The sequence below is a fragment of the Mycobacterium sp. IS-3022 genome (assembly GCF_001500065.1).
In the GTDB taxonomy this organism is placed as follows: Bacteria; Actinomycetota; Actinomycetes; order Mycobacteriales; family Mycobacteriaceae; genus Mycobacterium.
Genome location: NZ_LQIN01000001.1, coordinates 450,297 through 474,589 on the forward strand (window position 1 = coordinate 450,297; position 24,293 = coordinate 474,589).

At 66.5% G+C, this 24,293-nt stretch carries 28 protein-coding genes, 1 tRNA gene and 1 riboswitch; of the genes, 12 read left to right on the forward strand and 17 right to left on the reverse strand.

Annotated elements, in window-relative coordinates; all coding sequences use genetic code 11:
* Positions 1-31 precede the first annotated feature (31 nt).
* The 9 genes from AU188_RS02160 (at position 32) to metE (ending at position 9,894) form a co-directional block, all read left to right on the forward strand.
* A complete protein-coding gene (locus AU188_RS02160) occupies positions 32-1,054 on the forward strand; it encodes an NADP-dependent oxidoreductase (RefSeq protein ID WP_156426536.1) in 1,023 nt (340 codons plus the stop codon).
* Between the two features lie 132 nt (positions 1,055-1,186).
* Positions 1,187-2,050, forward strand: coding sequence for a cutinase family protein (locus AU188_RS02165; RefSeq protein WP_502687574.1), 864 nt, complete (start codon positions 1,187-1,189; stop codon positions 2,048-2,050).
* A 33-nt stretch (positions 2,051-2,083) separates the two neighbouring features.
* The gene (pcaC, locus tag AU188_RS02170) at positions 2,084-2,464 is read left to right on the forward strand and encodes a 4-carboxymuconolactone decarboxylase (RefSeq protein ID WP_059162278.1); all 381 of its coding nucleotides are present in this window, start codon (positions 2,084-2,086) and stop codon (positions 2,462-2,464) included.
* Entirely contained in the window at positions 2,391-3,347 is a 957-nt protein-coding gene (locus tag AU188_RS02175; protein WP_082686433.1) for an NAD(P)-dependent oxidoreductase, read from the forward strand. Before pcaC ends, AU188_RS02175 begins: the two co-directional genes overlap by 74 nt.
* Positions 3,348-3,374: 27 nt before the next feature.
* Positions 3,375-3,923, forward strand: a complete 549-nt coding sequence (locus AU188_RS02180) for a hypothetical protein (RefSeq protein WP_059162038.1) — start codon at positions 3,375-3,377, stop codon at positions 3,921-3,923.
* Between the two features lie 145 nt (positions 3,924-4,068).
* Positions 4,069-5,490 carry a PepSY-associated TM helix domain-containing protein gene (locus AU188_RS02185; RefSeq protein WP_059162039.1) on the forward strand — a complete coding sequence of 474 codons (1,422 nt, stop codon included), beginning with the start codon at positions 4,069-4,071 and terminating at the stop codon, positions 5,488-5,490.
* Positions 5,483-6,013: a copper chaperone PCu(A)C gene (locus AU188_RS02190; protein ID WP_059162040.1), complete on the forward strand. Its 531-nt coding sequence runs from the start codon at positions 5,483-5,485 to the stop codon at positions 6,011-6,013. Before AU188_RS02185 ends, AU188_RS02190 begins: the two co-directional genes overlap by 8 nt.
* Positions 6,006-7,220, forward strand: a complete 1,215-nt coding sequence (locus AU188_RS02195; RefSeq protein ID WP_059162041.1) for a Dyp-type peroxidase — start codon at positions 6,006-6,008, stop codon at positions 7,218-7,220. The genes AU188_RS02190 and AU188_RS02195 overlap by 8 nt, the downstream gene beginning before the upstream one ends.
* Before the next feature lie 93 nt (positions 7,221-7,313).
* Positions 7,314-7,510, forward strand: a riboswitch (cobalamin riboswitch).
* A 116-nt stretch (positions 7,511-7,626) separates the two neighbouring features.
* A complete protein-coding gene (metE, locus tag AU188_RS02200) occupies positions 7,627-9,894 on the forward strand; it encodes a 5-methyltetrahydropteroyltriglutamate--homocysteine S-methyltransferase (protein ID WP_059162279.1) in 2,268 nt (755 codons plus the stop codon).
* On the opposite strand, the gene AU188_RS02205 is transcribed toward metE, so the two are convergent.
* Positions 9,891-10,307, reverse strand: coding sequence for a DUF5313 domain-containing protein (locus AU188_RS02205; protein WP_059162042.1), 417 nt, complete (start codon positions 10,305-10,307; stop codon positions 9,891-9,893). The genes metE and AU188_RS02205 overlap by 4 nt on opposite strands.
* 17 nt (positions 10,308-10,324) lie before the next feature.
* Entirely contained in the window at positions 10,325-10,825 is a 501-nt protein-coding gene (locus AU188_RS02210; RefSeq protein ID WP_059162043.1) for a MarR family winged helix-turn-helix transcriptional regulator, read from the reverse strand.
* 90 nt (positions 10,826-10,915) lie between these two features.
* Here AU188_RS02210 and AU188_RS25460 point away from each other — a divergent pair, with 90 nt between their 5' ends.
* The gene (locus AU188_RS25460) at positions 10,916-11,071 is read left to right on the forward strand and encodes a hypothetical protein (RefSeq protein ID WP_172799359.1); all 156 of its coding nucleotides are present in this window, start codon (positions 10,916-10,918) and stop codon (positions 11,069-11,071) included.
* Positions 11,072-11,191: 120 nt separating this feature from the next.
* Here AU188_RS25460 and AU188_RS24800 read toward each other — a convergent pair whose 3' ends face one another.
* A complete protein-coding gene (locus tag AU188_RS24800) occupies positions 11,192-11,545 on the reverse strand; it encodes an HNH endonuclease (RefSeq protein ID WP_172799360.1) in 354 nt (117 codons plus the stop codon).
* A 111-nt stretch (positions 11,546-11,656) separates the two neighbouring features.
* A tRNA-Thr gene (locus AU188_RS02215) sits at positions 11,657-11,728 on the reverse strand.
* 49 nt (positions 11,729-11,777) lie between these two features.
* On the opposite strand from AU188_RS02215, the gene AU188_RS02220 reads away from it, so the two are divergent.
* Positions 11,778-12,104 carry a hypothetical protein gene (locus AU188_RS02220; protein WP_059162044.1) on the forward strand — a complete coding sequence of 109 codons (327 nt, stop codon included), beginning with the start codon at positions 11,778-11,780 and terminating at the stop codon, positions 12,102-12,104.
* Positions 12,105-12,106: 2 nt separating this feature from the next.
* Here the strand turns inward: AU188_RS02220 and AU188_RS02225 are convergent, their stop codons facing one another.
* The 13 genes from AU188_RS02225 to AU188_RS02280 all read right to left on the reverse strand — a co-directional run bounded on the left by AU188_RS02225 (position 12,107) and on the right by AU188_RS02280 (position 22,665).
* Positions 12,107-12,931, reverse strand: coding sequence for a hypothetical protein (locus tag AU188_RS02225; RefSeq protein WP_059098371.1), 825 nt, complete (start codon positions 12,929-12,931; stop codon positions 12,107-12,109).
* A 39-nt stretch (positions 12,932-12,970) separates the two neighbouring features.
* The gene (locus AU188_RS02230; RefSeq protein WP_059162045.1) at positions 12,971-13,375 is read right to left on the reverse strand and encodes an HIT family protein; all 405 of its coding nucleotides are present in this window, start codon (positions 13,373-13,375) and stop codon (positions 12,971-12,973) included.
* A 65-nt stretch (positions 13,376-13,440) separates the two neighbouring features.
* A complete protein-coding gene (locus AU188_RS02235) occupies positions 13,441-13,638 on the reverse strand; it encodes a hypothetical protein (RefSeq protein ID WP_156426537.1) in 198 nt (65 codons plus the stop codon).
* Between the two features lie 13 nt (positions 13,639-13,651).
* Entirely contained in the window at positions 13,652-13,825 is a 174-nt protein-coding gene (locus AU188_RS25185; RefSeq protein WP_156426538.1) for a hypothetical protein, read from the reverse strand.
* Between the two features lie 1,508 nt (positions 13,826-15,333).
* Complete coding sequence (locus AU188_RS02240; protein WP_059162047.1) at positions 15,334-16,212, reverse strand: SDR family NAD(P)-dependent oxidoreductase; 879 nt, start codon at positions 16,210-16,212, stop codon at positions 15,334-15,336.
* The gene (locus tag AU188_RS02245; protein ID WP_059162048.1) at positions 16,202-16,657 is read right to left on the reverse strand and encodes a nuclear transport factor 2 family protein; all 456 of its coding nucleotides are present in this window, start codon (positions 16,655-16,657) and stop codon (positions 16,202-16,204) included. The genes AU188_RS02240 and AU188_RS02245 overlap by 11 nt, the downstream gene beginning before the upstream one ends.
* 6 nt (positions 16,658-16,663) lie before the next feature.
* Positions 16,664-17,791 (reverse strand): NDMA-dependent alcohol dehydrogenase, encoded by a 1,128-nt coding sequence (locus tag AU188_RS02250; protein ID WP_059162049.1) that lies wholly within the window; start codon positions 17,789-17,791, stop codon positions 16,664-16,666.
* 90 nt (positions 17,792-17,881) lie between these two features.
* Positions 17,882-18,427 carry a nuclear transport factor 2-like protein gene (locus AU188_RS02255; RefSeq protein WP_059162050.1) on the reverse strand — a complete coding sequence of 182 codons (546 nt, stop codon included), beginning with the start codon at positions 18,425-18,427 and terminating at the stop codon, positions 17,882-17,884.
* Positions 18,428-18,430: 3 nt separating this feature from the next.
* Positions 18,431-18,640: a ferredoxin Fdx gene (fdx, locus tag AU188_RS02260; protein WP_059098365.1), complete on the reverse strand. Its 210-nt coding sequence runs from the start codon at positions 18,638-18,640 to the stop codon at positions 18,431-18,433.
* Positions 18,641-18,646: 6 nt separating this feature from the next.
* On the reverse strand, positions 18,647-20,017 hold the full coding sequence (gene cyp51 / locus AU188_RS02265; protein ID WP_059162051.1) for a lanosterol 14-alpha demethylase: 1,371 nt from the start codon (positions 20,015-20,017) through the stop codon (positions 18,647-18,649).
* Positions 20,014-20,841 carry an SDR family oxidoreductase gene (locus AU188_RS02270; protein ID WP_059162052.1) on the reverse strand — a complete coding sequence of 276 codons (828 nt, stop codon included), beginning with the start codon at positions 20,839-20,841 and terminating at the stop codon, positions 20,014-20,016. Before AU188_RS02270 ends, cyp51 begins: the two co-directional genes overlap by 4 nt.
* 10 nt (positions 20,842-20,851) lie before the next feature.
* Positions 20,852-22,075 (reverse strand): cytochrome P450, encoded by a 1,224-nt coding sequence (locus AU188_RS02275; RefSeq protein ID WP_059162053.1) that lies wholly within the window; start codon positions 22,073-22,075, stop codon positions 20,852-20,854.
* A complete protein-coding gene (locus tag AU188_RS02280; RefSeq protein ID WP_502687577.1) occupies positions 22,072-22,665 on the reverse strand; it encodes a TetR/AcrR family transcriptional regulator in 594 nt (197 codons plus the stop codon). The genes AU188_RS02275 and AU188_RS02280 overlap by 4 nt, the downstream gene beginning before the upstream one ends.
* A gap of 156 nt (positions 22,666-22,821) precedes the next feature.
* Here AU188_RS02280 and AU188_RS02285 point away from each other — a divergent pair, with 156 nt between their 5' ends.
* Positions 22,822-24,288, forward strand: a complete 1,467-nt coding sequence (locus AU188_RS02285; protein WP_059162055.1) for an aldehyde dehydrogenase — start codon at positions 22,822-22,824, stop codon at positions 24,286-24,288.
* The last annotated feature ends 5 nt before the right edge of the window (positions 24,289-24,293 follow it).

The window sequence follows — 24,293 nt, forward strand, 5'->3', positions numbered from 1 at the left end:
TGAACGTCAGCTGCTTCGGTAGGTTGCGTTCGTGGCCGAGCTGATGAACCGCCAGATCGTGTTGCGCCGCAGACCCACCGGGCTGGTCCAGCCCGCCGACACCGAGCTGATCACCCTCCCGGCACCGGAACCCGCCGAAGGCGAGGCGTTGGTGCGAACCACCTACATCGGCATCGACGCCGCCGCCCGCACCTGGCTCAACGACCAGCCGGGGTATCTGCCTCCGGTGCAACTCGGGGAGGTCATCCGCGCGGCGGGGATCGGCGAAGTGGTCGCCTCGCGCTGCGACGCGTACGCCGTCGGTGACGTCGTCACGACGCTGACCGGATTCCAGGAATACGTCATCAGCCGCGACGACATCTTCACCACACCGGTCGAAGGCCCCGATGTCGACCAGCTCGCGGTGATGTCGGTGTACGGGCCGACCGGCGCGACCGCCTATTTCGGGATGGTCGGCATCGGCAAGCCGCAACCGGGGGAGACCGTGGTGGTGTCGGCGGCGGCCGGTGCCACGGGTTCGGTGGCCGGTCAGATCGCCAAGATCGCCGGTGCCCGGGTGGTGGGCATCGCGGGGGGACCGCAGAAGTGCCGGGCCGTCGTCGACGATTTCGGGTTCGACGCGTGCATCGACTACCGCGCGGACGACCTGCCCGCGGCGCTGAAACAGCACTGCCCGAAGGGCGTCGACGTGTACTTCGACAACGTGGGCGGGCCGATCCTCGACGCGGTGCTCGGCCGGCTGGCCCACAAGGCCAGGGTCGTGTTGTGCGGCGTCATTTCGAGCTACCTGACCGGCGAACATCCCGGCCCGGCCAACTACGTCAACCTGCTGTCGAAGACCGCGCTGATGCAGGGATTCAACGCGCTCGACGAGTGGGGCCGTTTCGAGGAGGCGTTCGGGCCACTGCGCCGGTGGGCGCAGGAAGGCCGGTTGGTGCACCGCCAGACGATCTTCGAGGGCATCGAGTCTTGTGTGGAAGCTATGAACGGCTTGTTCACCGGCGCCAACATCGGCAAGATGCTGGTGAGGATCAGCGAGCCGAGCGGCGGATGACGTCCGTCGCTAGAACGGTTGATTATCTGGCAAACAATGCGGGTATGACACCCCGCGACCGTCGTCGCAGTTTGGTTGATACAGCTACACACGTGAAGGAGTGGTCGAATGGGCGCTCGTCGAATCGCTCGGATGGTTGGTCTGGTCGTGCCGTTCGCGGCGCTCGTCAGTGCAACGGTGCCTCTTGCGGCGGCCCAACCGCCGCCGCCCCCGCCACCGCCAGCGCCACCTGCCTGCCCTGACGTGCAAGTCGTGTTCGCGCGCGGGACCGGTGAGCCGGTCGGTGTCGGCGGGGTCGGGCAGGCATTCGTCGACGCGCTGCGCGCGCAGGCCGCTCCGCGCTCGGTCGATGTCTACGCGGTCAACTACCCGGCGAGTGCGGACTTCGGCGACCGGATCCAATTCGCACGGACGGTCGTCGACGGGATCCGCGATGCGGGACGGAAAGTCGAGTCGACGGCTGCGGCGTGCCCCGATACCGACATCGTGCTGGGCGGATTCTCACAGGGCGCCGCGGTGGCCGGTTATGTGACCTCTGCGGAGATCCCTGAGGAGGTACCCGCTGAGTACCGCCAGTTCATCCCCGAGCCGATGTCCGACGAAGTCGGCGACCACGTCGCCGCCGTGGTGTTGTTCGGCCGGCCGTCGGATCGGTTCCTGACCGACGCCGGCGCACCCCCGATCGCGATCGGACCGTCGTATCAGGACAAGACGCTGAGCCTGTGCGCCGAGGGCGACACGATCTGCAACGGCGCTCCCATCGGTCTCCCGAGCTTCGCGCACAATTCGTACCTCGTGAACGGGATGGCCACCGAGGGTGCGGCCTACGCGGTGGCGCGTCTCGAGCCGGCTCCGCCTGCCCCGGAACCAGCCCCGGTTCCCGCACCAGTGCCGGCACCGTTCGGTGCGCCGGCACCAGCGTTGGGGCCAGCCCCGTTCGCGGCACCCGCACCCGGCCCGGCGCCGGTGCCGCCGGCGCCTGCGCCAGCCGGCTGAGTCGGCGCTGTCGCGGTCTGCCACCCTCGAGTGGTGGACCAAGACACGTACGACCGGGGCCGCGAAATCCGCACGGCGGTACTCGGTGAGGCTTATGTGAAGAAGGCCGCGGACGGCGCGGATGACTTCACGGGGCCGTTCCAGGATCTGGTGACCGAGTACTGCTGGGGCGCGGTATGGGGCCGCGACGGCCTACCCCACAAGACCCGAAGCATGCTCAACCTTGCGATGCTGGCGGCGCTGAACCGTCCCGATGAGTTGCGCACGCACGTCAGGGGCGCTCTCACCAACGGAGTCACGCGCGAGGAGATCCGCGAGATCTTCATGCAGGTCGCGGTCTATGCAGGTGTTCCCGCAGCGGTGGCGGCTTTCCGGGTGGCACGCGCGGCCTTCGACGACGCCGACCACCAGTAGGCGCGGCATGGACATCGGCTTCATCGGCCTCGGCAACATGGGATTTCCGATGGCCACTCGCCTGCGGGCCGCCGGTCATCGGGTGGTGGTGTGCGACAGGCGCATTGAGGTGGTCGACAAGGCGGTCGAAGCCGGCGCCGAAGCGGCGGCGTCGGTGCGCGAGGTCGCCGATCGTGTCGCGACGGTATTGGTCAGCTTGCCGACGCCTGCGGCATCGGAGTCCGTCGCCGACGACGTCGCGAGCGGAAGTGTCGTCGAACGCTTTGTCGACTTGTCGACGGTTGGCCGCCGAACGGCCCAGCGCAACAGCGGACTTCTCGCCGAGCGAGGGATCGCCGCACTCGACAGTCCCGTCAGCGGAGGTGTGCACGGAGCCGAGGCGGGCACACTCGCGATCATGGCGTCGGGTCCCCCGGTTCACTTCGAAGCCTGCCTGCCGATCTTCGAGACCATCGGCCGGGCGACTTTTGTCGGCGAGGAGCCGGGAGCGGCACAGACGATGAAGCTGGTGAACAACCTGATCGCGGCGACGACGTTGGCGGTCACCGCCGAGGCGATGGTGGCCGGCGTGAAGTCCGGACTCGACGCCCGGGTGATGCTCGATGTCCTGAACGCGGGGTCGGGCGGCACCCATGCCAGTCGGGACAAGTTCCCGCGGGCGGTCCTACCCCGCACGTTCGATTACGGCTTCGCGACCGGGCTGATGGTCAAGGACGTTCGGCTCTACCTCGACGAAGCGAAAGCGCTGGGGCTGCCGACCGAACTTGCCGACGCCGTGGCGCAGGTCTGGGAGTCGACGATGGCGAGCGAGGGTGCCGACTCCGACTTCACCGCGGTGGTGAAACCGATCGAAGCCGCCGCGGGCGTCGTGGTGGAAGGGTGACGCGACCCGAACGGTAGAGTTCGGCAGGTGAGCACGCCGAGATCGCGCGCACGCTGGCTGCGTGGGAGCCTGGTCGGCGCGTGCTCGGCCATCCTCACCGCGACCGCTCACACCTTCGCCGCGGGCGAGCTTCCTCGGGGCTCGGCGTTGATCGTCGCGATGCTCGTGTGCGCCACCGCGGGCACAGCGGTCGCGCGGCTCACGCTCGACGGTCGCCACGCGCGTCTGGTGGGCGCCGTCGGCGCCTTGAGCCTCGCGCAGGTGCTGGGCCACCTCGCGTTCGTCGTTGCCGGGGGGCACCACCACTCGGCCGCCACCCTAGGCCTCACACCCGCGATGGTGGTGGCGCATGTCGGCGCCGCGCTCGTTCTCGGTGCGGCGATCGCCGCCGTCGAATACCTGTACGTGGTCTGCGTGTCCGTGCTGCGCTGGCTGCGGATTTTCGCCGCTCTTGCCCTGCGGCCGCGGGTGCGTCGACTGCACTGCGCCGCCAAAACCGTTGTCGCCGAATCCGTGCTGTTCAACTACGGCCTCGGTATGCGCGCTCCGCCGGAGAGGTCCGCAACGGCGGCATAGCCCGCCTCCTCGAGTGAATTCGCCGCGATCTCGCTGACCGCGGGTGGGCTGCATCACCTGTATGACGCGGCCCCTGACATCTCAGAACCTCAATCCCCGGCGTGCCGGCGCTCGGCGCGCCACCGGCTCGAAAGCTTCCGATGCCATGACGACGACTCCCACCCGTAGCGCACCCACGCGCCGACATCTGCGTGGACTGCGCCCACTGCTGCTTCGATTGCATTTCTACGCCGGCGTTTTCGTCGGCCCGTTCATCCTGATCGCCGCCGTCACCGGGCTGCTGTACGCGGTGATCCCCCAGATCGACAACGCGGTTCACCGCCACGAGGTCACCGTCGACCGCGTCGGCCAGCAGCGGTTGCCACTGGCCGACCAGATCCGCGCCGCACGGGCCGCGCACCCCGAGGGGACGGTGGAAAGCATCCGCCCACCCGCCGCCGCCGACGAGACGACACGCATCACGCTCGCCGTCGATGACGTACCGCCCGACTACGCGCGCACCGTCTTCGTCGACCCGTACAGCGGCGAGGTTCGCGGCGCGCTGACCACCTACGGCCAGTGGATGCCGCTGCGCGCCTGGTTCGACGAGCTGCATCGCAACCTGCATCTCGGTGCGGTGGGCCGCAACTACAGCGAACTCGCCGCGAGCTGGCTGTGGGTGATCGCGCTGGCGGGGTTGGCGCTGTGGTACCTGCACCGCCGCGACACCAAGAAGCTGCGTCGCATCGCCGTGCCCGACCGCGACAAGACGGATCGCCGCCGGACGCTGTCGTGGCATGGCGCGGTGGGGGTTTGGGTCATCGTGGCGCTGCTGGGGTTGTCGATCACCGGCATCACCTGGTCGCGGTACGGCGGCGAGACCGTCAATCTTCTCCAGGAGCGGTTGAACACCACCGCGCCGACGGTCGACACGACGTTGACGCAAGCGGCCGGCAGCGACATCCGGGGCGGACACCAGCACGGTGGGCCGTCCTCGACGGGCGGTGACGCCGCGCTGCACGGCGCGGACATGGCGCTGCGCACCGCGGTCGACGCGGGGCTGCGCGGGCCGATGTGGATGTACCCACCCGCCGAACCCGGCCACGGCTGGCAGGTCGCGGAGAACAAGCGCGACTGGCCGACCCGGCACGACGCGATCACCGTGAACCCCGACACCGGTGCGATCACCGACCGTGTCGACTTCGCCGAGTGGCCGGTCCTGGCCAAACTCACCGACTGGGCCATCGACGCACACATGGGCGTCCTGTTCGGCATCCCGAATCAGATCCTGTTGGCGCTCACCGCGATCGGACTGATCACGATCGTCGTGCGGGGCTACGTGATGTGGTGGCGACGACGACCGACGCGCGGAACCGCTTGGGCTGTGGGACGTCCGCCGCTGCGCGGCACCCTTCGCGGCCTGAACCCTGTCGCGGTCACCGCGCTGGCCGTCGGCGCGCTCGCCCTGGGCTGGGCGCTGCCGTTGTTCGGGCTCAGCCTCGCGGCATTCATGGTCGTCGACCTCATCGTGGGCGCGGTCAAGAAACGCAAAGAGAACAAGAAGCAGGAGACGAAAGCTCATGTCTGACAAACGGTATCGCAAAGCGCTCCTACTCGCCGCGACGGCGTCGCTCATCGCTGCGGGTTGTACGACGCAGGCCCACCACGACGAAGAGCCGATGGCGTCGGCGGTGACCATCGCCGATCAGTGGGCAAGCTCGGCGGATACGGGCATGGCAGCGGTGTTCGGCACCTTCACCAACACCGGACACCACGACGCCCGCATCGTCAAAGGAACCTCGGATGCGGCGGGCCGAGTCGAAGTCCATGAGGTCGCGCCCGGCGCCGGGGGCGTCAAGACGATGCGCCCCAAGGAGGGCGGCATGACAATCCCGGCCGACGGCTCACATGCATTGGCGCCGGGCGGGGATCACCTGATGTTGATGGACCTCGTGCGGCCGCTGCCGCCGGGCTCAGAGGTCACGCTGACCGTCGAGTTCGAGGACGGTTCGACACTGCCCGTCACCGCGCAGGTGCGTGACTTCGCCGGGGCGGACGAGGACTATCAGCCGTCGACCGGCGGGTCGGCGCCGCACGACGATCATGGCTGAGCGCTCGGCCGGCGCCTCCTTGCGGCTCAACCGGCGGCGCCTCCTCGCGGGTGGCGCCGCAGCAGTCGCCGCCGGGGCGACGCTTACGCAATGCAGCGTCGCACAGTCCGCGGTCCCGACGGAATCGTTCGACCGGGCCGTCGAACCGTTTCACGGCAAGCATCAGCCCGGCGTCGCGACACCACCACAGACGCACGCACTCTTCGTGGCGCTGGACCTGGCACCGCAACCCCGGCGCAGTCCGCGGGACACGCTGGCCGCGGTGCTCAAACTGTGGACCGCGGACGCCGCGCGGTTGACGCAAGGCACGCCCGCGCTGGCGGATACCGAACCCGAACTGGCACACCGGCCGGCCCGCCTCACCGTCACCGTGGGCCTCGGGTCGGGCCTCTTCGACCGGATCGGGTTGGCGCACCTGCGCCCGCGGTCGCTGGCTGAACCGCCCGCCTTCACCACCGACCGGCTTCAACCGCAATGGTGTGGAGGGGACCTCCTGCTGCAGATCTGCGCCAACGATCCGGTCACCGTCGCGCACACCGGCCGGGTGCTGCTGAAGAACGTCCGCACCATGACCACTGCGCGATGGCGGCAGACCGGATTCCGCAACGCGGTCGGAATCGGTGAGGGTGCCAGCATGCGCAACCTCATGGGCCAGATCGACGGCACCGCCAACATCACCGACGAGTCGGGCTTCGACCGGCTGGTCTGGGACACCGGAGACGATCAGCGGTGGTTCGACGGAGGCACGATCCTGGTGTTGCGCCGGATCCGCGCCGAGATGGACACCTGGGACGAACTCGACCGCAACAGCAAGGAACTGACGGTCGGGCGTCGACTTGACACCGGTGCACCGCTCACCGGACAACGGGAGTTCGATGAACCGGATTTCGCCGCGACCGAGAACGGCATCCCGGTGATTCCGCCGAACTCGCACATCGCGCTGGCCCGGCACCGCAACGACGACGAACAGTTCCTCCGCCGTCCCTACAACTTCGACGATCCCCCGCCCGCTGGACGAACCACCGAAAGCGGCCTGGTTTTTGCTGCCTATCAACGTGATCCGGCCGCGCAGTTCACCCCGGTTCAGCAGCGTCTCGCCGCCGCGGATGCGCTGAACGAGTGGATCACCACGATCGGGTCGGCGACGTTCGCGATCCTGCCCGGCGTCGAGCCAGGCGGATATCTCGGCCAGACGCTGCTGGCATAGCCTGCCCCTGACACGGACGCCCGCAGGGGTAGGCTGGTCAGCGCAACTGGTTTGTCGGCGACCCGACTTCGGGGACGAAGTCGGAACATCGACATCGAGTGCCGTATGCCGGTCCGGGTGCGGCGCGAGAGGGAACCCGGTGAGAATCCGGGACTGTCCCGCAGCGGTATGCAGGAACGACCGCCGTCACCAGCACTGGCCCGACGGGCTGGGAAGCGACGGCCACTAGGTGCGCGATCTCCTCGCGCGGGCCTGCAAGTCCGAAGACCTGCCAGCTGTACCGGACGCGCCGCGCCCGGTGGTGCATCGCCTCGTGGAATGGGCTGTGGCCGAAGCCGGTTCGCTGCCGTGCTCGGCTTGACGTCCCCTGGCGATGGCCGTCCGCCGCACCGATGAGGACGTCGTCATGACTGCAAGACCATTCACCGCCACCATCCTCGGTTCGCCGCGCATCGGGCCGAACCGGGAACTCAAACGGGTCGTCGAGAAATACTGGGCTGGGCGTGTCGGCCGCGCCGAACTGGAGTCCATCGCCGCGGGCTTGCGCCGCGATACGTGGCAGGCGCTCACCGCCGCCGGCTTGGACTCCGTTCCGGTGAACACCTTTTCGTACTACGACCACGTGCTCGACACCGCCGTGATGGTCGGTGCGCTGCCGCCACGGGTCGCCGAGGTGCCCGACGAAGTGGACCGCTATTTCGCGGCCGCGCGCGGCAACGATGCCATCGCGCCATTGGAGATGACCAAGTGGTTCGACACCAACTACCACTACCTCGTACCCGAACTGGGCCCGCAGACCGGTTTCGCGCCGAACCCCGCCAAACTTCTGGCCGAACTCGAAGAGGCCCGCGCGCAGGGGGTTCCGGCGCGTCCAGTGATCATCGGGCCGATCACTTTCCTTGCCTTGAGCAAGGCGGTCGACGGCGCAGGTGCGCCGATCGAGCGGCTCCCCGAACTCCTCGTCGTGTACGGCGAGTTGTTGCAGCTGCTCGCCGAACGGGACGTGGAGTGGGTGCAGCTCGACGAGCCGGTTCTCGTCACCGACATCGTCGATAACGCAGGCGAACTCGCCGAGGAGGCATATCAGTTCCTCGGGCGGCGGGAAAAGCGTCCGGCGATCTTCGTGGCCACGTACTTCGGCGAGCTCACCGACGCGCTGCCCGCGCTGGCGCGCACGCCGGTGGAGGCCATCGGCGTAGACCTGGTCGCCGGCAGTGCGTCATCGGTCGCCGCGGTGCCCGAACTCGCGGACAAGTTGCTTGTCGCCGGTGTCGTCGACGGGCGCAACGTCTGGCGCACGGACCTCGAGGCCGCCCTCGGGACACTGGCCATGCTGCTGGGCTCTGCGGGCCACGTCGCGGTGTCGACATCGTGCTCGACGCTGCACGTGCCGTACTCCCTCGACGCCGAGCCGGATACCGATGCCGCGCTGCGCAGTTGGCTGGCATTCGGATCCGAGAAGGTTGCCGAAGTGGTGACGCTCGCCCGAGGCTTGAGGGAGGGACGCGACGCGATCTCCGGTGAGGTGGCCGCGTCGAACATGGCCGTAGAGGCGCGTGGAGTGGATCCGCGGTTGAACAACGGCCATGTCCGGTCGCGGATCTCGTCGATCGTCGCGTCCAGGGCCCAGCGCGGGCCCGCGGAAGAGCGTCGCGCCGCGCAGCAGGCCAGGTTGAAGCTGCCGCTGCTTCCGACCACGACTATCGGCTCCTATCCGCAGACGTCGGCCATCCGGGTGGCACGCGCGGACCTGCGCGCCGGCACCATCGACTTCGCGGAGTACGAGCGCCGGATGAAGGCCGAGATCGCCGATGTCATCAGGCTGCAGGAGGAACTCGGTCTCGACGTGCTCGTCCACGGTGAACCCGAGCGCAACGACATGGTGCAGTACTTCGCCGAACAACTCGACGGGTTCTTCGCGACGCAGAACGGCTGGGTGCAGTCCTACGGCAGCCGCTGCGTACGCCCGCCGATTCTGTACGGCGATGTGGCGCGGCCCAAGCCGATGACGGTGGATTGGATCGCCTATGCGCAGTCACTGACCGAGAAGCCCGTGAAGGGCATGCTCACCGGTCCGGTCACCATCCTTGCCTGGTCGTTCGTGCGCGACGACCAGCCGCTGGCCGAGACGGCGGCCCAGGTCGCGCTGGCGATCCGGGACGAGACGGTCGACCTGGAGGCGGCGGGTATCGCGATCATCCAGGTCGACGAACCCGCCTTGCGGGAACTGTTGCCGTTGCGCGCCAAGGACAAAGACGACTATCTGCGCTGGGCGGTCGACGCGTTCCGGTTGGCGACCTCGGGTGTGGCGGATTCGACGCAGATTCACACCCACTTGTGCTACTCGGAGTTCGGTGAGGTCATCGGCGCGATCGCGGACCTCGACGCTGACGTGACGTCGATCGAGGCGGCGCGATCGCACATGGAGGTGCTGGCCGATCTCAACGCGGCCGGGTTCTCCAACAGCGTCGGACCTGGGGTCTACGACATCCATTCACCGCGCATCCCGGGCGTCGAGGAGATGGCGACAGCGTTGCGCGAAGCCTTGAAGTCCGTTCCTGCCGAACGTCTTTGGGTCAACCCGGACTGCGGCCTCAAGACCCGCAAGACGGACGAGGTGATTGCGTCGCTGCGTAACCTCGTGGCCGCTCTCAACGAGGTCCGCGCCGGTTAGAACGGGCTGCTGTTCTGCTGCCAGCGCGCCTCTTCCGGTCGGGGGCCGAAGCGGCGGGCGTAGTCCTCGTGCATCCGCGCGTCCTTGCGGCGCTTGATCTCGTCGACGAGGTTCGGGTCCAATCCGTGCTGCGCGAGGCGATGCCGACGCCAGATCTTGTTGAGCGCCAATGCCATCAAGATCGCCCAGATGTAGATAGGCACAGTCATTTCCAGATGCACGTACAGCGACGCGGGAAGCAACCAGAACGGAGCCAGGACAAGCAGCGGAGGTATCGCCATCCGGATCATGTGGCGGCGCAGGGCGCCCGGCCCCGCCAGGTCGCGCGCCACCCACTCGCGCATGGAGTCGGGGAGGCGGCGTCCATACGAGTAGGCCAGGTATTGGACGATGCCGGGACGAGCTGCAGCCATAGTTACTCCTCGGGTGGTCAGTCGGCTAGCGCGCCCGCAGCGAGGGCGGCGGTGTTCACGCGGGTCAGCACGTCGCGAAGGTGTTCGAGCTCGTCGAGGTCGACGCCCAGGCGCTCGACCACCGCAGGCGGGATCTTCAGCGCGCGTCGCCGGAGCCGCACACCCTCTTCGGTGAGTCGCACATCGGTGGCGCGCTCGTCTTCAACGCTGCGTGATCGGGTGATCAGACCGAGCGACTCGAGTCGTTTGAGCATCGGCGACAGTGTCGCCGAGTCCAGCTGCAACGAGCGGGCGATGTCCTTGACCGACAACGGCTTCGTCGGGGCGTCGCCGGTACCGCCGGACTTGTGGTGGTCCCACAACGCCAACATCACCAGATATTGAGGATGGGTGAGCCCGAGTGGCTCGAGCAGCGGACGGTAGACCGCCAGCACCGCCCGGTGGGTGACCGCGAGCGCGAAACACACCTGCTGTTCAAGCGCGAGGGGATCGACCTTGGGCGGAAGCGACGTGGTCACACATCCATGGTGTACTAATAGTTAGTGGCCTAGCAATGTACTTCTGGTCACATGGTTTTCGGCGGAGACGGAACGGGCGACCCTGCTCGCATGTCAACGCCGAACGACCCGCCTCCCACGCCGAAGGACGCGACCAAGGTCACCGAGGAACAGCGTGCCCTGCAGGACGATCTGGACCACCGCAACGACGATCCCGAGGCGCCGGGCGGCCATCAGGATCGCCACGACGTCGCCGACGAAACCTGACTTGCTGGCAACGGGACGATGACGTAGTGGCCACGGCCGCCGCGCTGACGAGGCCTGAGATCGAACCTCGCCACAGTTGGGTCCGCAAATGAATGCCTTCGATCACGATGAGGGCGTGCGCTAATACGATTGACCGTTGGCGTATCGCTGCCGGCGGTAAGTGCGGCCGTTGCCCCTGTTCCGACTCTTGTACGTCGGGAGCTGCGAGTCGCAGTTCGGACATACCAGTCGGAGGTTCTCGCGTCGGTTGTTCGTAGGGTCACCATCGATGTGGTCCAAGACGAACGCGAGCGGTAAGCCGGCCCAGACGCTCGCGCCGCCGCAGATTGCGCAGCAATTTGATTGGGCATCGGCGAGGTATTGCCGAACGTAGTGTTTGCGGCGGCCACCGATCGATGCCTCACCGGATTCAAGCCATCGTTTCGTACTCGTGTCGCGCCGGGCCGATGCCTGACAGGCATTACTGCAGTACATCTTCTGACTGCGCTTGGAGAGTGGAGAACCACAACCGCGACACTGTCTCACGTGCAGGACGCTACGTACCCCTACCGACAACCCAGCCGGTATTGGAGTCGACCAGATCTGAGCCCCCTGTCGGGATCGAACCGACGCGCTCCCGCTTACAAGGCGGGTGCTCTACCACTGAGCTAAGGAGGCCTGCGGGCCCCGAGTTTATCCGGTCGCTCGTTCGGGGAACCCGCTGCCCGTGAGTGTCAAGGACGATCTCCTGAGCGACTTCCCGCACGTCTATCCGGGGTTGACCCGGCCGCAGGTGGAGCGACTACTCACGCTCCTCGACGAGAGCGCGAGCACCGGAGGCGGCCTGGGCCTCAGCGTCGCGACTGCCATCAAGCCGCTGGCGCCCGACATCGCCGCCCGTATCGAGTCGTACAACAAGGCCGACGTCGACGACTACGTGCGGATCCTGCGCGGCGCCGCGGTACTCCTTCTTCAGCGGTGGCAGCCGGAGAATCAGCCTCCGAGCCCGGAAAGCGTCGCAGCCGCGGTCGAAACGATCGAAGCCGACGCCTGACGTCACTCCTCGACGTCGATGACGCGCTGTGACGTCACAGTTCGTGACGACGTACGGGCGCGTGGCCGTCGGCCCGGCAACGGGATCCGGTCGGCGATGTTGCTCAGCGGGTTCACCACCTGGCTCAGCGTGACGACGGCGTCGTGCAGCGCGTCGATCGTCGGCGCCAGCGCCTCGAGGCCCGGCGCCAGCCGGTTCAGGGTGTCGGCGACGTCAGCAAGCTTGAGCAGCGGTCCGTCCGGATCGGTCAGTGTGTCCAGCAGGCCATCCTCGGCGAGCAGGCGGTCGGCCACGCCGTCCTCGCGCAGCACCCGCTCGACCAGTCCATCGTTGGCCAGCAGCTGGTCGGCCAGGCCCCCGGGCGCGATCACCCGCGACAATGCGCCGTCATCGGTGGTCATCCGGTCCACCAGCCCGCCCTCGGCCATCACCTGATCCACCAGCCCACCCGGTGCCACAGCTCGGGCCACCGCGCCGTTCTCGGCCGTCAGCCGGTCCAGCAGGCCGCCCTCAGTGGTCAGCTGATCGACCAGCCCGCCCGGCCGCAGCAGCCGGTCCAGTGGGCCGTTCGGTGCCAGCGCCCGTCCCAGCGGGGCATCGTCATCCATCAGCCTGGCCAGCCGGTTCGCCCGCTCCACCGCCTCGTCGAGACCCAGCATGTGCGCGAATGAAGCCGAACCGTTCCTGGTCGCCGTGTTTGCCTCGCCGATCGTCTTCTGAGCCAGCCCCAACGCGCCATTAGCCATGGAGAGCCCGGCGTCGGCGACGGCCAGCCCTACCTTGACGGGCGCAATGGCCAGGTCCGTGAGGGCTTTGCCGTAGTTCATCGCCTCAGTCTATGGACAGCGCAAGACCGGCGTGGCTTCTCAGGGCAGCTGAGCCAACGCCGCTTTGATCTTGGCCTGAGCCTCGTCGAGAGATTGCGGCGACGGGTTCTGATCGGCGTTCGCGAAACCGAAGTCGGCCAGGTTGTTGGTGGGGAAGACATGGACGTGCAGGTGCGGCACCTCCATGCCGGCGATGATGACTCCGGCGCGCTCGGCGGGGAACGCCTTGACCACAGCCTTGCCGATCAGCTGCGAAACCTCCATGACTCGGCCTAAGACCGTGGAGTCGACGTCCTGCCAGTGGTCGATCTCGGCACGGGGCACCACGAGCGTGTGGCCCTGGGTGATCGGCGCGATCGTCAGGAAAGCGACGATGTCGTCGTCTTCGTAGACAAAGCGGCCGGGTAACTCTCCGTTGATGATCTTGGTGAAGACGCTCGCCATGGGTCGAGCATAGTGAGCGATGCCGTGCCCGTTGAGTGCCCGCGGTCGTACGGCCGATGAGTTCGTCAGAAGGGTGGAGGATCGGCGTCGAGGTCGTCGGTGCCCACATCGTGGTCGATGTTCCATGGGTCGTCTGGTGGTGGTCGGCTGGGTTCGGCGGCGACCGGTGTCGCGCGTTGGCTTCGGTCGAGGGTGTTGAGGGCGCGTTCGTGTTCGATTCGTTGCAGCCGGTCCTGGGCGCGGGTGCGTCGTCGGCGCGGCATCATGACGCCCTTGTCACTGCTGTGTGCGGGGTTGTTGTACCGGCGGCAGGGTGGCGGTGGTGATGTCCCAGCCGCGGTAGAACAAGCGGCTACCGGGGTGGGTGAGGTAGGTTCTGCCCGCCGGGGCGGTCCAGATGACGGTTCCATCGGCGTGTTGCTGATCGTGCCACCTACCAAACGTTTTCATGAGGTGGTGGTAGCGACTACTCGACTCCGATACCGGGATACCGCTGAACGCGACTAGGTGGCGCGGTTCGCGGGGGTCGCCCACGCTCCGGCGCTGCCCAAATGGCCGCCGCCGTCACCTGCGCACGGGTCTCCACCGCACCGTAGGGCCGACCGGCCTTGACCGCCTCGGCGTGCGCACGCAGGTGCCGATCACTGACTAGCAGCGTCGGTTGCCATCCGGCCGGTTGGTGTCTTTGACGCCCTCTCGGCGAACGACGCCCTCTCGGCGAACGACGCCCTCTCGGCGAACGAGGTCCTCTCGACCGGCGACGGTGCGATGGCAGCTGGATGCGCCCACTATGACATTCGACGCGAACAATGCGCTATCCGAACGCGCGCTTCAGATTTGAGCGATGGCGACTGTCTGGTGGACCGCCTGCGCCGACTGCGGCACGTCGTTCGTCATGCGGCGCAGCGACGCCACCTACTGCTCACCGGCGTGTCGGCAGCGCGCGTACCGTGCGAGGACGAGCCGCCGGCGAGGAGAATTCGACGCCTGCCGCGCATGTGTGCCTTGAGCCTCATGTCAGTTTTTTCATAGATAGACCTAGACAGGTTGACGAGTCTTGCTGCCCACATCGGGGGGCCGCAAGACTCTCACACGCCATGGATCAACCAACCGGGGTCAGGTTAACGCCACTGCAATTGCGTCGGTTTCGAGCGGCACTACTGCGTCGCGCACAGCACCAGGTCGGCCCGTAATGCAGTAGTGCGCTACTGCATTCGTCGCATAGCGCGCGACCGATGATTCCCGTTGTAACAACGCGAGCTGTCTGGCTCGCTGTCACGAGGAGGGACACAGTGTTTTACAAACTATGCATCGCCGCCGCTGCAGCGGCAGCCGTGTCTATTCCACTGGCCGGGGCGGCGTGGGCGGACCCAGCCGACTCCAGTAGTAGCGGGAACGGGACCGCCTCCAGTAGTGGCGGGAACGGGACCGCCTCCAGCAGTAGCGGGAACGGGATAGGCCAAGGGGGCATCCCCCAGAAGGCCGGAGCTTGGGCCGATTCTATAACAGCAGCCAACCCCGGCTTACCGAATGTGAACCCGAACGGGTCTGGGCCGTTTGCTCCCGGAGAGTTCTTCAGGAACCTCGCAAAAATGCCGGGCAACGCTCCGGAAGCCGGTGCGGCTGCCGCTAATTCGATTTACGGAAACTACACCATCCCCGATGTTTCGGGTACGCCTAACCAGACCAATTTTGAGCATCTTCCTGCAGGGTTGTCCACGAAGGAGTTCACACCTGCTTGCTCCACGGGTCATACAGCAAGCGATCCCGCAGTCAACGGTGGGGACCCGGCCTGCCACTGAGAAGCGCGTTTCGTGTGCCGCCCGCGTCCTGTTCATCGGGCGCGGGTGGTGCAGCGTTCGTAGCTGCATCGAACGCGGCCTACAACGCGACGACACCTTCGCCGAAAACTACAGAAACTGGCTCCAAGCCGCTTGACATCAATAGGAGCATCACGATCAGCGCAGACCGTCGTCCTTCTGCACAGATTCGTGAAGATCAGCAATCGACCACGGCGGCGAATCGTGGTGGTCGCGGTAGGCGAGGATCGCCGGTCTCGGCCTGTCGAAGCGCCCGACGAACCCGCCCGCGGCGACGAAGATCTGCCCCGTCACGTCCTTGGCCGAGTCACTAGCCAGGTACACGTAGGTCGGCGCAACATACTCCGGCGGCGGGGCATCGAGGGCGCCCTGCGCGCTGACCTCGTCGAGCAAGCCACGCCGATGCAGGTCGGCGATCTGAGCTTCGTAGTCCGGTCCGGTGGACAGTCGTGTCTTGGCGCCAGGGCACACCACGTTCGCGCGCACCCCGTGCTCCTTCAACTCGGCCGCGATCGCCAGCGTCAGGCCGTTGACCGCACCCTTGCCCGCCGGGTAGCCGGTGCCGCCGTAGTCACCGAGGAAGGCGAACGAACTGGTGTTCACGATCGCGCCGCCGCCTTGCGCCACCATCTTCGGGGCAGCTGCCCGGCAGGTCTCGAACACCGTGCCGAGGTGCGCGTCGATCAGCTCGCGAAACTGCGCAGAAGTGACGTTGAGGATCGACGACCCGTGGGGCTCGGCGGTGCCCGCGCAGTTGATCAGCATGTCGATCTGACCGAACTCCTGCACGCACAAGTCGATCAGGGTGTCCGCAACGGCCGGATCCGCGGGCGAGCCGGGCAGCCCGCACGCGTTCGGGATCCGTTGCGTTGCTTGGGTTACCGCGTCAGCGTCGCGACCGTTGACGACGACACCCGCGCCACACGCAGCGAGCAGTTCTGCCACGGCCAACCCGACGCCCCGCGAACCGCCGACGACGACGGCGCCACGCCCGCTCAGCGAGGGGCTACTTGGCATCTGATGACTGATTGCCCGCCTGGCCGAACTCCATCATGTCCATGTTCCAGTAGCCGCGCAGGTTGGTCAGCAATCCCGAGTCGTCGGTCTTGTAGGTGAACACGCCGCGCACGGTACTGGTCATGCCGTTGTCGAACTTGCTGCGCAGCACCAGGATATGAGCCACCTCGTGCGGTGAGCTGGAGGGAAACGTCTCCTCGCACGTGATCTTCAGGTCGTTGGAGGCGATGTTGGCGTCGTAGAACCCGGACACCGCCTCCTTCCCGCGCACGCCGTTGCCGTCGGGGTTGGTGAAGGACTGGCCGATCGGATCCTCGATCACGACGTCGTCGGCCATCAAGGCCAGCCAGCCCTGCTTGTCGTGGGCGTGCACGCACTTCCACGAGTTGTGCGACGCGGCCAAAGCCGGTGTCTTCTCGGCGGTTTCGGTGTTCTTGCCGGACATCGCAGTCTAGCGGTCCTCGTCGGTGTAACGGATGACCCCGCGGATGTTGCGGCCCTCGAGCATGTCCTTGTAGCCGTCGTTGATCTGCTCCAGCTTGTACTGCCGGGTGACCATGTCGTCGAGGTTCAGCTTGCCGGCCTTGTACATCGACAGCAGCTGGGGGATGTCGAAGTGCGGGTTACCGCCGCCGAAGATGGTGCCCTGCAGTCGTTTCTGCATCAAGGTGAGCATGGCCAGGTTCAGGTTGACCTCGGTGTCGAGCAGGCTCCCGATCGCGGTTACCACGCAGGTGCCGCCCTTGGCGGTGAGGTTGAGGTAGTTGTCGACGTCCTTGCCGTGCAACTCGCCCACGGTGACGATCACCTTGTGGGCCATCAAGCCCCAGGTGACCTCGCCGATGCCTGCCATGGCCGACTCCCAGTCCGGATAGGCATGTGTGGCACCGAATTTCAGCGCCTGATCGCGCTTCCACTCCACCGGGTCGATGGCGAAGATGCGGCGGGCACCCGCCGCGACGGCGCCCTGCAGCGCTCCCATGCCGACACCGCCGACGCCGACGATCGCCACGTCCTCGCCGGGGCGGACGTCGCCGCTGCGCACCGCCGAACCGTAGCCGGTGGTGATACCGCAGCCGACCAGGCAGGCGACCTCGAACGGGATCGACTCGTCGATCTTCACCACCGAGCTCTTGTGCACGACCATGTAAGGGCTGAAGGTGCCCAGCAACGTCATCGGGAAGACGGGCTTCCCATTTGCGTGGATGCGATGGGTGCCATCGGAGACCGCGGTGCCCCCGAGCAGTCCGGCGCCGAGGTCGCACAGGTTGCGCAGGCCGGCCTGACACGACGGACAGCTGCCGCACGACGGGATGAACGACATCACCACGTGGTCGCCGGGTTTGATGTCCTCGACGCCCGGCCCGACCTCGGTCACGATGCCCGCGCCCTCGTGGCCACCGAGCACGGGGAATCCGGCCATCGGAATGCCGCCGGTCACCAGATGGTGGTCGGAGTGGCACATCCCCGACGCTTCCATCTGAACCTTGACCTCGTCTTTGACGGGGTCGCCGATCTCGATCTCCTCGATCGACCACGGTTGATTGAACTCCCAGATGAGAGCGCCTTTTGTCTTCATTCGCACGTGCCTTCCGTTAGAGCCGGTGACCACAGACTAGAGGGAGTAGTTAGATACGTCACAGTCACCCCCAATCAACTGCTTGGCCGGTCACCAGATGGGTGCGGGGGCCTGACCGAGCGGGTAGTAGCCGGGCAGTTTCTCACCCGCCAGCGAGCGCTCGATGCGCTTTTGCATTCCCGGTGACAGGTCGCCGGACTCGATCAGCTTCGCGTATCCCTTGGCCACGTGGCCGAAGTCGAAGAAGTCGCGCTGCCACTCGATCTTGAGGTTGGCATCGAGTCGGAACCAACTACCACCGATGCCGTAGATCTCGTCCTGCGAGCCATCGGATTTGTTGACGATTTGCTTCCAGAAGCCGACGATTTCGCCCTGTTTGTCGTCGATTAGCACCTTCTGGTACTCGTAGACCCAGTTCTCCAGACCCTCCATCTCCAAACCCAGTGCGACATCGCGTATCTCGTCCTTGCCGACACACATGACGTCTTCCTTGGGGCCGATGTTCCAGCCGTAGGTGGCGTCGTCGGTGTAGAACTCGGCCAACGGCTTCCAGTCGCCCTTGCGCTCGGCGTCCCGGTTGGCCTCCAGCCATTCTTCGACCCACTTGTCGAGGTCCTCGCGAGGCAGTGATGGCATTGTCTACTCTCCTAGTTCCTTGATGGACAGAGCTTGGGTGGGGCACATGTCGACCGCGTTCTGGACTTCATCGCGGGCGTCTTCCGGCGGTTCGGGATCGAGAATTTCGACCTTGCCGCGTTTGGGCACCGTGAAGTAGTCGGGCGCCTCGAGTTCGCACATCGCGTGGCCCTGGCACAGGTCCAGATCCACTTCGATCCGAAAGCAACCCATGGCGACCTACTTGACGCGCCGGCGGTAACGAGCCTTGGCCGGCCGTTGCAGCTGGACCACCATCTTGGAGTGGTCATTGCGGTAGGAGTCGGCCGGCTGGGCCATCTCGAATTCGTACTCGCGCAACAGGACCGAGAATATCGCCTTGATCTGCATCTGGGCGAACGCGGCGCCGACGCAGCGGTGTCTGCCCGCGCCGAACGGGATCCACGTCCACCGGTTGACGACGTCGGCCTGCTCGGGCTTGTTGTAACGGTCCGGGTTGAAGGCGTCGGGGTCGGGGAAGTCCTCTGGAATCCGGTTGCTGATGGCCGGTGAGGCCGCGACGAAGTCGCCCTTGTGGATCGGAAAGCCGGCCACCTCGAACTCGCCCTGTGCCACGCGCATCAGGATGATCAGCGGTGGATGCAGCCGCAGCGTCTCCTTGACGACGTTGTCCAGCTTCGGAATCTGACGCAGCGCATGGAAACTCACCTCCTGGCCGTCGGCGTAGAGCTCGTCGAGTTCGTCCTGCACCTCGGCGTACACCTCGGGGTGCCGGATCAACTCGATCAACGTCCACGCCGACGTGCCCGAGCTGGTGTGGTGCCCGGCGAACATGAGCGAGATGAACATTCCGGTCACCTCGTCGGCGGAGAACCGCGGGTTGCCCTCCTCGTCCTTGATCGACACCAACACGTCGAGCATGTCGCGGTCGGATTTGTCCTTCGGCGGGTTGGCCAGCCGCTGGTTCATGATTTCCTGCACCAGCGCAACGAGTTTCACGCGGGCTTCGTCGCGGCGTTTGAAGCTCTCGATCGGTAGGTACGGATCGACGTAGCACAGCGGGTCGGTGCCGCGCTCGAGGTCGTGGTAGTACTCGGCGAACCGATGGTCGAGCTGGTTGCGGAACTTCAACCCGATCAGACATGCGGTCGAGGTGTAGATCGTCAGCTCGGCGAAGAAGTCGAGCAGTTCGATCTCGCCTTCATCGCCCCAGTCGGCGATCATCTTCTTGACTTCGCCCTCGATGGTGGCCGCATGGCCCTTCATGTGCTCGCCGCGCAACGCCGAGTTGTGCAGCATCTCCTTGCGCCGCTCCGGGCTTGCATCGAACACCACACCCTTGCCGAAGATCGGCGTCATGAACGGATAGGCCTCGGCCTGGTCGAGATCCTCATCGGCCGAACGGAAGAAGAATTCGTTGGCCTCCGCGCCGGAGAGCAGGATGACGTGCTTGTCGACCAGTTGGAACCAGCCGACATCACCGCATTCCTCGCGGACGCGCTTCATCAGACCGATCGGGTCGGTGCGGAACTCCTCGAGGTGGCCGTGCTCCTCCTCGCCGCCGGAAACCCGGGGGACGACGGCCGTCGTCGTCGCATTGGATTCAGTCATGAGTTCAGGTTCTCCTCGTTCAGCTTGAGCTGCTGACGTTCCACCGGTGCGTCCGCCAAGGGGGCTTCGGGCTGCAGTTCCATATTCGCGATGAACCCGCCGCGCGGCGTCTCCGCCACGAACGTGATGGCGCGCGCCAGGTCGGAGGCCCGCAGGAAATAGTCGTGGCGGGCCTGACCCCATTTGGCCCAGTCCTCAAGTGCCGGCCCGATTTTCTCGGCGGGCAGGCTCCAGCCCATGCTGGTCTTCGTGGGGCCGGGGTGCACGATCGAGGCGCGCACGCCGGTTCCCTCCAGTTCCATCTGGAAGTTGTTGACCATCGCGACCAGGGCTGCCTTGGCGGCGCCGTAGGCGCCCATGTGCGGGCGTTGCCGCAGCGCCACATCGGAGCCGACGAATATCAGATCGCCGCGCTGACGCTCGAGCATGCCGGGCAGCACCGCGGCCGCGAGCCGGTTGGCGCCGACGAGGTGGATCTGCAACTGCGATTCGAACTCATCGGTGGTGATCTCGGCGAGCTTGCCGAAGTACGTGTCGCCCGCGCCGGCCACCAGCACCTCGATCTCGCCGAGCGCGTCGACGGACTGGGCGACGAAGGATTTGACCGAATTCGGGTCGGTGACGTCGAGGTGGAACCCGGCCGCCTCGCCGCCGTCGGCGTTGATCTTGCCGACGATGTCGTCGAGCTTCTCGACTCGGCGCGCGCCGAGCGCGACGGGGAAGCCACGCGCGGCCATCTCGACGGCCGTCGCCTCGCCGATTCCTGACGAGGCGCCGGCGACGATGACGGGTCGCCGTTCGGGTAGCGGTTCGAAACGTGGCATGTGTTGGCCTTCAGACGGTTTGGAGAGTGATCGGAAGATGAGCGAACCCGCGGACATTGCTCGAGTGGACACGGACGGCGTTGGCCTCGTCGACCTCGTATCCGCGGATTCGCTTGAACAACTCGGTCAGCGCGACCCTGGCCTCCATGCGCGCGAGGTGCGCGCCGAGGCAGAAGTGTGCGCCGCTGCCGAAACTCATGAGCTTTGAGCCGATTTCGCGGCCGATGATGAACCGGTCGGGATCGTCGAAGACCCGCTCGTCGCGATGCGCCGAACCCGGCAGCAGCAGCAGCACATCACCATCGGGGATGGTGGTGTCATACAGCGTCAGCTCACCGGCCACGGTGCGCGCCAGGATCTGGCTCGAGGTGTCGTAGCGCAGCGTCTCCTCGACCCATAGCGGCACGCGGTCCAGGTCGGCGTACACGGGCGCGAGCTGGTCAGGGTTCTTGTGGCCCCAGAACGCCGCGTTGGCAAGCAGTTTGGTGGTGGTCTCGTTACCGGCGATCACCATCAGGAACATGAAGCCGAGGATCTCGTCGTCGGTGAGCCGGTCGCCGTCGATCTCGGCTTCCAGCAGCGCGGTGGTGAGGTCGTCGGACGGGTTTTTGCGGCGTTCGGCGACCATGCCCTGGTAGTAGATGATCAGGTTGATGGAGGCCTCGACGGCCGCCGGCGGCACGTCGGTCACACCCTCGTCACGGTGCATCACGCCGTCCGCCCAGGCTCGGACCTGGGTGCGGTCGGGTTCGGGCACGCCCATCAGTTCGGAGATGACGTCCATCGGCAGCTTGCCTGCGAATTCGTCGACGTAGTCGACGGTTTCGCTCGACTGGGCCTTTTCCACCATGACATCGAGGTGCTGGACCGCGATCTCGGTGACTCGCGGTTCCAGTTCGCGAATGCGGCGTGGCGTGAAGCCCTTCGACACCAGTGTGCGCAACCGCAGATGCGCCGGATCGTCCATCGCCAGAAACGACATGGTTTTCGACGCGTGCGGGCCGCGCGAGGCGGGATCCAGCGACACACCGAACTTGTTCGACAGCGTGGTGCTGTTGCGGAAACCCTGCAGCACGTCCTGATGCCTCGACAGCGCCCAGAAGCCGAGCTCGTCGTTGCGGTACAGCGGCGCCTCGTCGCGCAACCGCTTGTAGTACGGATACGGGTCCTCGTGGAAGTCGTAGTCGTAGGGGTCGAGGATCACGTCGGAGGCGGCTCCGGTCTGAGGGGTCACTGCTCGTCTCCCAGGATGAGGCCGACTACGTATGACAGCCGGTCGGCGATCTGGTGGTAGGTGAACACGCCGCTGCCGGCGTTGACCAGCGCGCCGAAGAACGTCATCTCCAAGGCGGCCAGCGCACGTGGATCGGCGTCGGGTCCCATGGCCGAGCGGATGCGGCGGTGGATCTCGGCGCCGATACGGTCGCGCACGGCGCGCACGGTGGCGTCGGTTCCGCTCAGCAACGCGGTGGTGCAGGCGGCTGCGACCTCAGGTTCGTCGGCGACCATCAGCGCCATGGCGCGAAGTGTCTTCTCGACGCGGGTCAGTCTGCTCTCGTTGACATCGGTGAAGTACGGCACCTGGCGCATCAGGTCGAGGTAGACCTCGGCGATCAGGTGGTTCTTCGACGAGAAGTAGGTGTAGGCGGTCGCCGGGGCGACCTTGGCCTTCGCCGCGACGGCTCGCACCGTCAGGCCGGCGTAGCTCGATTCCCGCAGCATCTCGACCCCTGCGGCGAGCACCTTGCGAAACGTCTCCTCTTGGCGACGGTTGCGCGGCGTCTCGCCGACGGTCACGGGCGACGGCCCTGTGACCGCGACCACGGGTTCACTGGACACATGTCCAAGCTATCCGATCGCGAGTGCGGGCCGCAAGTGCGCAGCTCTGACGCGTCTGCTTGCCACTTGCCTGGCCAGGGGTCTAAGGTTGCTTTCAAATCAATCCGGACAGTTGTCCAGCAACGGTGGAACGGAGCGCAGATGGCAGTGCTGGCCAATCGCGAGAGTCAGTTGCTCATCGACGGCAAGCTCGTCGACGGCAGTGGCGGGACCTTCCAGACCGTCAACCCGGCGACCGAGGAGGTGCTCGGCGTCGCCGCGGACGCGACCGCCGACGACATGCGGCGCGCGATCGAGGCGGCCCGCCGCGCGTTCGACGAGACGGATTGGTCGACCAACACCGAGTTGCGGGTGCGGTGCCTGCGCCAACTGCAGCAGGTGCTGCGCGACAACATCGAAGAGCTACGGGAGCTGACGATTTCCGAGGTGGGCGCGCCCCGGATGCTGACCTCCGCGGCCCAACTCGAGGGGCCGGTGGAGGATCTGACGTTCTGCGCCGACACTGCCGAGTCGTATCAGTGGATCACCGATCTGGGAGTCGCCTCGCCGATGGGAATTCCGTCTCGCCGCAAGGTGGTTCGCGAGGCCGTCGGCGTCGTAGGTGCTATCACACCGTGGAACTTCCCGCATCAGATCAACCTCGCCAAGATCGGTCCTGCGCTGACGGCGGGCAACACCGTTGTGCTCAAGCCGGCGCCGGACACCCCGTGGTGCGCGGCCGCGGTCGGCGAGCTGATCGCCGAGCACACCGACCTACCGCCGGGTGTGGTCAACATCGTCACGTCCAGCGACCACGGCGTCGGCGCGCTGCTGTCGAAAGACCCACGGGTCGACATGGTTTCGTTCACCGGGTCGACGGCGACGGGCCGGGCCGTGATGGCCGACGGCGCGGCGACGATCAAGAAGGTCTTCCTGGAACTCGGCGGCAAGTCTGCGTTTCTCCTGCTCGACGACGCGGATCTGGCCGGCGCCTGCTCGATGTCCGCGTTCACCGCGTCCATGCACGCGGGCCAAGGATGTGCGATCACCACGCGGTTGGTGGTGCCAAGGGCCCGCTACGACGAAGCCGTCGAGGCGGCGGCGGCGACGATGGCCGGGCTGAAGCCGGGTGACCCGCAGGATGCCGGAACAATCTGTGGGCCTGTGATTTCCGCCCGCCAGCGCGACCGGGTGCAGGGCTACCTGGACTCAGCGATCGACGAGGGCGGCAAGTTCGCGTGCGGCGGCGGCCGTCCACAGGACCGCGACACCGGCTTCTTCATCGAGCCCACCGTGATCGCCGGATTGGACAACAACGCCAAGGTCGCCCGCGAGGAGATTTTCGGGCCGGTGCTCACGGTCATCGCCCACGACGGCGACGACGACGCGGTGCGCATCGCCAACGACTCGCCATACGGGTTGTCCGGCACGGTTTTCTCCGCCGACGAGGAGAGGGCGAACCGGGTGGCGGCGCGGATGCGGGTCGGCACGGTCAACATCAACGGCGGCGTCTGGTACTCCGCGGACATGCCGTTCGGCGGGTACAAGCAGTCGGGACTCGGCCGGGAGATGGGCCTGGCCGGCTTCGAGGAGTACCTGGAGATCAAGGCCATCGCCACAGCAGTTTGACCACG

Coding starts and splice junctions, on each gene's coding strand:
- AU188_RS02165 (WP_502687574.1), top strand. CDS start 1,187: ATGGTTGGTCTGGTCGTGCCGTTCGCGGCGCTCGTCAGTGCAACGGTG.
- AU188_RS02175 (WP_082686433.1), top strand. CDS start 2,391: ATGCAGGTGTTCCCGCAGCGGTGGCGGCTTTCCGGGTGGCACGCGCGG.
- AU188_RS02185 (WP_059162039.1), top strand. CDS start 4,069: ATGACGACGACTCCCACCCGTAGCGCACCCACGCGCCGACATCTGCGT.
- AU188_RS02190 (WP_059162040.1), top strand. CDS start 5,483: ATGTCTGACAAACGGTATCGCAAAGCGCTCCTACTCGCCGCGACGGCG.
- AU188_RS02195 (WP_059162041.1), top strand. CDS start 6,006: ATGGCTGAGCGCTCGGCCGGCGCCTCCTTGCGGCTCAACCGGCGGCGC.
- metE (WP_059162279.1), top strand. CDS start 7,627: ATGACTGCAAGACCATTCACCGCCACCATCCTCGGTTCGCCGCGCATC.
- AU188_RS02205 (WP_059162042.1), bottom strand. CDS start 10,307: ATGGCTGCAGCTCGTCCCGGCATCGTCCAATACCTGGCCTACTCGTAT.
- AU188_RS25460 (WP_172799359.1), top strand. CDS start 10,916: ATGTCAACGCCGAACGACCCGCCTCCCACGCCGAAGGACGCGACCAAG.
- AU188_RS24800 (WP_172799360.1), bottom strand. CDS start 11,545: ATGTACTGCAGTAATGCCTGTCAGGCATCGGCCCGGCGCGACACGAGT.
- AU188_RS02225 (WP_059098371.1), bottom strand. CDS start 12,931: ATGAACTACGGCAAAGCCCTCACGGACCTGGCCATTGCGCCCGTCAAG.
- AU188_RS02230 (WP_059162045.1), bottom strand. CDS start 13,375: ATGGCGAGCGTCTTCACCAAGATCATCAACGGAGAGTTACCCGGCCGC.
- AU188_RS02235 (WP_156426537.1), bottom strand. CDS start 13,638: ATGCCGCGCCGACGACGCACCCGCGCCCAGGACCGGCTGCAACGAATC.
- AU188_RS25185 (WP_156426538.1), bottom strand. CDS start 13,825: ATGAAAACGTTTGGTAGGTGGCACGATCAGCAACACGCCGATGGAACC.
- AU188_RS02240 (WP_059162047.1), bottom strand. CDS start 16,212: ATGCCAAGTAGCCCCTCGCTGAGCGGGCGTGGCGCCGTCGTCGTCGGC.
- AU188_RS02245 (WP_059162048.1), bottom strand. CDS start 16,657: ATGTCCGGCAAGAACACCGAAACCGCCGAGAAGACACCGGCTTTGGCC.
- AU188_RS02250 (WP_059162049.1), bottom strand. CDS start 17,791: ATGAAGACAAAAGGCGCTCTCATCTGGGAGTTCAATCAACCGTGGTCG.
- AU188_RS02255 (WP_059162050.1), bottom strand. CDS start 18,427: ATGCCATCACTGCCTCGCGAGGACCTCGACAAGTGGGTCGAAGAATGG.
- fdx (WP_059098365.1), bottom strand. CDS start 18,640: ATGGGTTGCTTTCGGATCGAAGTGGATCTGGACCTGTGCCAGGGCCAC.
- cyp51 (WP_059162051.1), bottom strand. CDS start 20,017: ATGACTGAATCCAATGCGACGACGACGGCCGTCGTCCCCCGGGTTTCC.
- AU188_RS02270 (WP_059162052.1), bottom strand. CDS start 20,841: ATGCCACGTTTCGAACCGCTACCCGAACGGCGACCCGTCATCGTCGCC.
- AU188_RS02285 (WP_059162055.1), top strand. CDS start 22,822: ATGGCAGTGCTGGCCAATCGCGAGAGTCAGTTGCTCATCGACGGCAAG.